Source organism: Burkholderia sp. 3C (assembly GCF_054589155.1).
Genome location: NZ_BAAILN010000138.1, coordinates 106,029 through 112,609 on the forward strand (window position 1 = coordinate 106,029; position 6,581 = coordinate 112,609).

The following is a 6,581-nucleotide window of genomic DNA, read 5'->3' on the forward strand; positions in this document are numbered from 1 at the left end:
TGGCGGGAGCGGCTACGCGTGCGTTCAGCCGCGCGCGCCGCGGCGCAGGCGCGGCCCGATCGCGAAGGCGAGCACCAGCAGCACGAGCGCCACGCCTAGCACGATGGCATTGCCGTTCGCGACGAACGGCGTGATGCCCTGTGTGCCTTCCACGGTGACGTCGATCGCGCCGATCGTGAACGGCTTGAGCTGGTCGAGCACGCGGCCGTGCGCGTCGATCGCGGCCGTCATGCCGGTGTTGGTCGCGCGCAGCATCGGCCGGCCCGTTTCGAGCGAGCGCATCCGCGCGATCTGCAGATGCTGGTCGAGCGCGATGGTGTCGCCGAACCAGGCGAGGTTGGTCACGTTCACGAGGATGCCCGGCGACGGCGCGTTTTCGCGCACGGTTGCGGCAATGCCCTCACCGAACAGATCCTCGTAGCAGATGTCGGCCATCACCGGCTGGTTGTGGACCAGGAACGGCTTCTGCACCAGCGCGCCGCGCGCGAAATCGCCGAGCGGCATCTTCATCAGGTTGACGAACCAGTGGAAGCCCCACGGGATGAACTCGCCGAACGGCACCAGGTGGTGCTTGTCGTAGTGGTAGATGTCCATCGAGCCGGGCGTCACGCCATACAGGCTGTTGGTGTAGTCGACGACGCTGCCGTCGGGCAGGATCGTGTCGCCTACCGCGCCGAACAGCACCGAGGTGCCGGTCTTGTCGACGAAGCTGCGCACCGCCTTGGCGAACGGCAGCGGCAGATCCTGGATCATCACCGCGATCGCCGTTTCGGGCGTGACCACCAGGTCGGCCGGCCGCTCGGTGATCATCTTCGTGTACATCTTGATGGCGGCGTCGATGCCGGCCTGCTCGAACTTGACGTCCTGCTTGACGTTGCCTTGCAGCAGCCGCACGTGCAGCGGCTGATTCTCGGGCTTGGTCCACGGCACCATCGGCAGCAGCAGGCCGATCGCGACCAGCGCCACGGCCAGCGTGGCCGGCGCGAGCGGGCCGCTCAAGGCCGTGCCGCGCCCGCGGCGCGCGCTGACGACCGCGTTGACCACCAGCGCCGCGAACAGCGCGAGCACCCAGCCCACGCCATACACGCCGGCCACCGGCGCATAGCCGGCGAACGGGCCATCGACCTGCGCATAGCCGCTCGCGAGCCACGGAAAGCCGGTGAACACGGTGCCGCGCGCCCATTCGCCGAGCGCCCAGGCGCTGGCGAACGCCAACGCGCCGTGCCAGCTCGGGGCGAACGTGCGGCCCGCGCCCCGGCCCGAGGCAAGCGCCCAGATCAGCGCGGACAGCGCCGGATACACGCACAGGTACAAGCAGAACAGCGCGAGCGCGCCGCCCGCGATCCAGGCCGCCATCTCGCCATACACGTGCATGCTGATATAGAGCCACCAGATGCCGGTCAGGAAGTTGCCGAAGCCGAACGCCGCGCCGGTCAGCGTGGCCTGCCAGCGCGTGCCGGTGCGCGCGAGCTGCGCAAAGAACCACACGAACACCAGCAGTTGCAGCCAGCCGCCGTGCGGCGTGGGCGCGAAGCTCAGCGTGTTGGCCGCGCCGGCCAGCAGGGCCGCCGGGAAATGCCAACGGGGCAGCGCGCGGCGGTCCGCCGCGAAGGTGGCGGCGCGCGGCGCGCGGGGCGTGAACGATTCGGCCATGGGGTCGAGCAGGGGTGTTGACGGGGCGGCCGGACGATCAGTCGTCAGCCAATTCGTTGCGGCGGCCGGCGAGCGGATCGCGGCGCACCAGCAGCACGTGGATTTGGCGCGCATCGCCGCGCTGGATCTCGAAGATCAGCTTGTCGAGCCGCAGCTTTTCGCCGCGATGCGGCACGCGGCCGAAGTGATGGGTGATCAGCCCGCCGATGGTGTCGACTTCCTCGTCGGAGAAATCGGTGCCGAAGTGTTCGTTGAACTGGGCGATCTCGGTGAGCGCGCGCACGCGGAAGCGGCCGTCGGGCGCCGAGATGATGTTGCCGGCTTCCTCGTCGAAGTCGTATTCGTCCTCGATGTCGCCGACGATCTGCTCCAGCACATCCTCGATGGTGATCAGGCCGGCCACGCCGCCGTATTCGTCGACCACGATCGCGAGGTGGTTGCGGTTCACGCGGAAATCGTGGAGCAGCACGTTCAGGCGCTTCGATTCCGGGATGAACACGGCCGGGCGCAGCATGCCGCGCACGTCGAATTCGTCTTCCGCGTAAAAGCGCAGCAGGTCTTTCGCGAGCAGCACGCCGATCACGTTGTCGCGGTTTTCTTCGTAGACCGGGTAGCGCGAGTGGGCCTTTTCAAGCACGAACGGGATGAAATCCTCGGGCTTGTCGGCGATGTTGAGGGCGTCCATCTGGGCGCGGGGCACCATGATGTCGCGCGCGCAGAGGTCGGAGACCTGGAACACGCCTTCGATCATCGACAGCGAATCGGCGTCGATCAGGTTGCGCTCGTGCGCGTCCTGCAGGATTTCGAGCAGCTCGCCGCGGGATTCGGGCTCGGGCGAGATGAAATCGGTCAGGCGCTCCAGCAGCGAGCGCTTTTCGGGAGGTTTGTCGGTGGACTTTCGACTGGGATACGAATCGTTCATGGTGGTGCGCCCGGGCGGACCGCAGGCGCGTTGTCACGGAGTTGGCAAGGATACACCAAGGCCACGGCGCTTCCGTGTCGGCCAAATGGCCGACGCGACGGCCTGCCTGGCGGCGTGGACCCATCCTAACCCGGAATCGGTGCAGCGCCCATCCCGGGAAAAAATGCCGTGAGAGCGCGCGCGACCCGGCTCAGGCGCAGCGGGCCAGCAGCGATTCGAGCGAGCGGTCGGGGATGCCGCTTTCGCGCAGCGCGGCCACGGTGCGGGTGACGTAGTCGAGCGTGGTGCCGTAGCGGCCTTCGGCGCAAGCGAACACGGCGCGCACCACCTCGTCGGTCAGCTTGCCGGTGTAGGTGGGCGCGTCGCGGCGCATCACGAACGCCAGCGCGCGCACGCGTTCGCCGCTGGCGAGCGTGCACGGCAGCCAGGCGGGCCGGTACGAGCCCATCGGCATTTCGCGTTTCCAGAGCGTTTCGAGATGCGGCATGGCGGTGGGGCCGGCGATGCGGAACGCCACGCCGCTGCACGAGCCGCCGCGATCGAGCGCCAGCACGAGCCCGGGCCGTTCGGCCGAGCCGCGATTGACGCGCGACCACAGATACAGCCCGCGATGGTAGCCGTGCACGCGGCCGTGCAACTGCTCGGCCACCGGCAGGCCCGGATTCCAGATCAGCGAGCCATAGCCGAACAGCCAGAGATCGGAGCGGCGGTCCCAGTCGCTCAACGACGCGTCGAGCGAAACGGCCAGCTCGTCGTCGGTCAGCAGCCTGCCGTTGCCGATTGGCGGCGGATACGCAGAGGGAACGGGGATCGGTGTGCTCACGGCCGGGCGCGGAGAAGGTGAAGGGTGGGGCGCTTATTCGTAGGGATTCGCGAAACCGAGCTTGGCCAACATGTCGATTTCGAGCGCTTCCATCTCGGTCGCGTCTTCCTCGCTGCGCTCATGATCGTAGCCCTGCGCATGCAGCGCGCCGTGCACCAGCAGATGCGCGTAATGCGATTGCAGCGGCTTGTTCTGCTCGGCCGCTTCCTTCTCGACCACCGGGCAGCACAGCACCAGATCGCCGATGGTCGTGCCGTCGGGCGCCTGCTCGTAGGCGAAGGTCAGCACGTTGGTGGGGTAATCCTTCTTGCGGTAGCCGCCGTTCAGCTCGCGGCCTTCCTTTTCACCGACGAAGCGCACCGTGAGCTGGGCGTCCGAGGACAGCGTGGTGGCGAGCCATTCGGCGATCAGCTTGCGCTTGGGCAAGGTCTTGCGCACTTGCGCCGTGATTTCGTCGCCGTACTGCACCACCAGTTCTAGCTCCGGCTCGCCCGCCGGCTCGGATTCGTCGTCCGAGTCGCCGTCATCGTCATCGCCTTCCGGTGCGGCTTCGGCGCCGACCGACAGCGTCAGGCTGTCGTAGTGCTCGGGGCGCAGCGTCAGGATGGCGCGCTGCGAGATGTCCGCGTGCTGCGCGACGATCGCGACCGAGGCTTCGCCGGAACTGCCGGACAGATCGAACATCAGCGAACGGCCGTCGGGGAAATCGATGCGCAGGGCTTGCGCGTCGACCGTCTTGACCTTGCCGCGCTCGTCGAACAGCGATACGCGCGGCGCGCTCGGGTGGGAGGCTGGATTGGCTTTGCGGGAGGATTTCATGTGGACGGCGTCGAGGGCAACCGCACGAGGATACACCAAACGGCCAGGCGTTTTGGCCGGCGCGGCGCGTGCCGGAGCGTGCGTTTTTGCGGTTCCGCAGCGCTCGCGCGGGCCGTGGCGGTGCGTGCCGACCGGTGCTGGAGCGGCCGCACCGGCAGGCCCGCGGCGGACCGACGCGCGGCTGCCTGCCTCATGCGCATCGCACGGCTCGCCCGCGGCCGGGGCGCCGGCGGCAGGCGTGCGCAGGTCGCTCAGGCGTCCTTGTGCTGGGCGTGGAACTCGTCGTAGGCCTCGACGATTCGCGCGACCAGCGGGTGACGCACCACGTCGACGCTGGTGAAGCGCGTGAGCGCGATCCCGCGCACCTGCGTCAGCACCTGCTGCGCTTCGACCAGGCCGCTCTTGTGGCCGCGCGGCAGGTCGATCTGGGTGGTGTCGCCGGTGACGACGGCCTTCGAGCCGAAGCCGATCCGCGTCAGGAACATCTTCATCTGCTCGGGCGTGGTGTTCTGCGCCTCGTCGAGGATGATGAACGCGTGGTTCAGCGTCCGGCCGCGCATGTAGGCCAGCGGCGCGATTTCGATCATCTGGCGCTCGAACATCTTGGCCGTCTTGTCGAAACCGAGCAGATCGTAGAGCGCGTCGTAGAGCGGGCGCAGATACGGATCGATTTTCTGCGACAGATCGCCGGGCAGGAAGCCCAGCCGTTCGCCGGCCTCGACGGCGGGACGCGTCAGCACGATGCGCTTGACCTGATCGCGCTCCAGCGCGTCGACGGCGCAGGCCACGGCCAGGTAGGTCTTGCCGGTGCCGGCCGGCCCGACGCCGAACGTCACGTCGTGCGCGAGGATCTGCTTCAGGTACTCGCGTTGCGCCGGGGTGCGGCCGCGCAGGTCGGCGCGGCGCGTGTAGAGCTTGGGCGTCGGCTCCTCGCCGGGGGCGTCGGCATCGGCGGCGAGCGCGGGCGCGTCGTCGAACGGACGGTCGGGATCGCCGCGAAAGCGCACGTCCGGCGCGCTGTCCGCCGCGCCGTTGCCGAGGTGGCGCGTCTCGACCAGCGCGAGCTGGATGTCGTCGAGCGACAGCGGATCGCGCGCGCGGTTGTAGAAGTTCTCGAGCGCGGCGAGCGCGAGCTTCGCACCACGGCCGCGGATCGAGATCCGGTGGCCGCGCCGCTGCAGCGTCACGTCGAGCGCCTGCTCGATCTGGCGCAGGTTTTCGTCCAGCGGGCCGCAAAGGTTGGCGAGGCGCGCGTTGTCATCGCGCGGGGCGGTGAATTCCAGGGCTTGGGTCGGCTTCAAGGTAGCGTGGGCTTCCTTCGGTTGGGCGCTCGGTTCAGTGGGTGGCGCGGCTGGCTTCGTCGTGGGCGAGCACGAGCTCGCCGCGCAGCGAATGCGGGTACGCGTGGTTGATCCGCACGTCGATCATCTGGCCGATCAGGCGCGGATGCGAGGCGACCGGCGCGGGGAAATTCACCACGCGGTTGTTCTCGGTACGGCCGGCCAGCTCGTTCGGATCCTTGCGCGACGGCCCTTCGACGAGAATCCGCTCGACCCGCCCGACCATCGATGCGCTGATCCGCGCGACGTTTTCCTCGATGGTGGCCTGCAGATGTTGCAGGCGTTTGAGCTTGACCTCGCGCGGCGTGTCGTCGTGCAGATTGGCGGCCGGCGTGCCGGGGCGCGGGCTGTAGATGAACGAGAAGCTGGTGTCGTAGCTCATGTCGTGCACGAGCTGCATGGTCTTCTCGAAATCGTCCTCGGTTTCGCCGGGGAAGCCGATGATGATGTCGGTCGACAGCGACAGATCGGGCCGGATCGCGCGCAGCTTGCGGATCAGCGATTTGTATTCGAGCACCGTGTAGCCGCGCTTCATCCCCATCAGGATGCGGTCGGAGCCGTGCTGCACGGGCAGGTGCAGGTGATTGACGAGCTTCGGCACGCGCGCGTACACGTCGAGCAGGCGCTGCGTGAATTCCTTCGGATGCGAGGTGGTGTAGCGGATTCGCTCGATGCCGGGCAGGTCGGCCACGTATTCGATCAGCGTGGCGAAATCGGCGATGTCGGGCGAGCCCTGGGTGAGCGCGCCGCGGTAGGCGTTGACGTTCTGGCCGAGCAGCGTGACTTCGCGCACGCCCTGGTCGGCCAGGCCGGCGATTTCGGTCAGCACGTCGTCGAGCGGGCGCGAGACTTCGTCGCCGCGCGTGTAGGGCACCACGCAGTAGCTGCAGTACTTGCTGCAGCCTTCCATGATCGATACGAACGCGCTCGGGCCATCGACGCGCGCCGGCGGCAGGTGGTCGAATTTCTCGATTTCGGGGAACGTGATGTCGACCTGCGAGCGGCCGCTCGCGCGGCGCGCGTC

At 68.2% G+C, this 6,581-nt stretch carries 6 protein-coding genes; all 6 read right to left on the reverse strand.

Annotation, left to right across the window (positions count from 1 at the left end; genetic code table 11):
* Positions 1-24: 24 nt before the first annotated feature.
* Positions 25-1,653 carry an apolipoprotein N-acyltransferase gene (gene lnt / locus ACYP33_RS29515; protein ID WP_459624875.1) on the reverse strand — a complete coding sequence of 543 codons (1,629 nt, stop codon included), beginning with the start codon at positions 1,651-1,653 and terminating at the stop codon, positions 25-27.
* Between the two features lie 37 nt (positions 1,654-1,690).
* Entirely contained in the window at positions 1,691-2,575 is an 885-nt protein-coding gene (locus ACYP33_RS29520) for an HlyC/CorC family transporter (protein WP_414451018.1), read from the reverse strand.
* 190 nt (positions 2,576-2,765) lie between these two features.
* The gene (locus tag ACYP33_RS29525; protein WP_414451019.1) at positions 2,766-3,398 is read right to left on the reverse strand and encodes a gamma-glutamylcyclotransferase; all 633 of its coding nucleotides are present in this window, start codon (positions 3,396-3,398) and stop codon (positions 2,766-2,768) included.
* 33 nt (positions 3,399-3,431) lie between these two features.
* Positions 3,432-4,217: an rRNA maturation RNase YbeY gene (gene ybeY / locus ACYP33_RS29530; protein ID WP_459624876.1), complete on the reverse strand. Its 786-nt coding sequence runs from the start codon at positions 4,215-4,217 to the stop codon at positions 3,432-3,434.
* 251 nt (positions 4,218-4,468) lie between these two features.
* Positions 4,469-5,518, reverse strand: a complete 1,050-nt coding sequence (locus ACYP33_RS29535) for a PhoH family protein (protein WP_414443037.1) — start codon at positions 5,516-5,518, stop codon at positions 4,469-4,471.
* Between the two features lie 34 nt (positions 5,519-5,552).
* Positions 5,553-6,581: tRNA (N6-isopentenyl adenosine(37)-C2)-methylthiotransferase MiaB (gene miaB / locus ACYP33_RS29540; RefSeq protein ID WP_459624877.1), on the reverse strand; the 1,029-nt coding region annotated here is incomplete at its 5' end.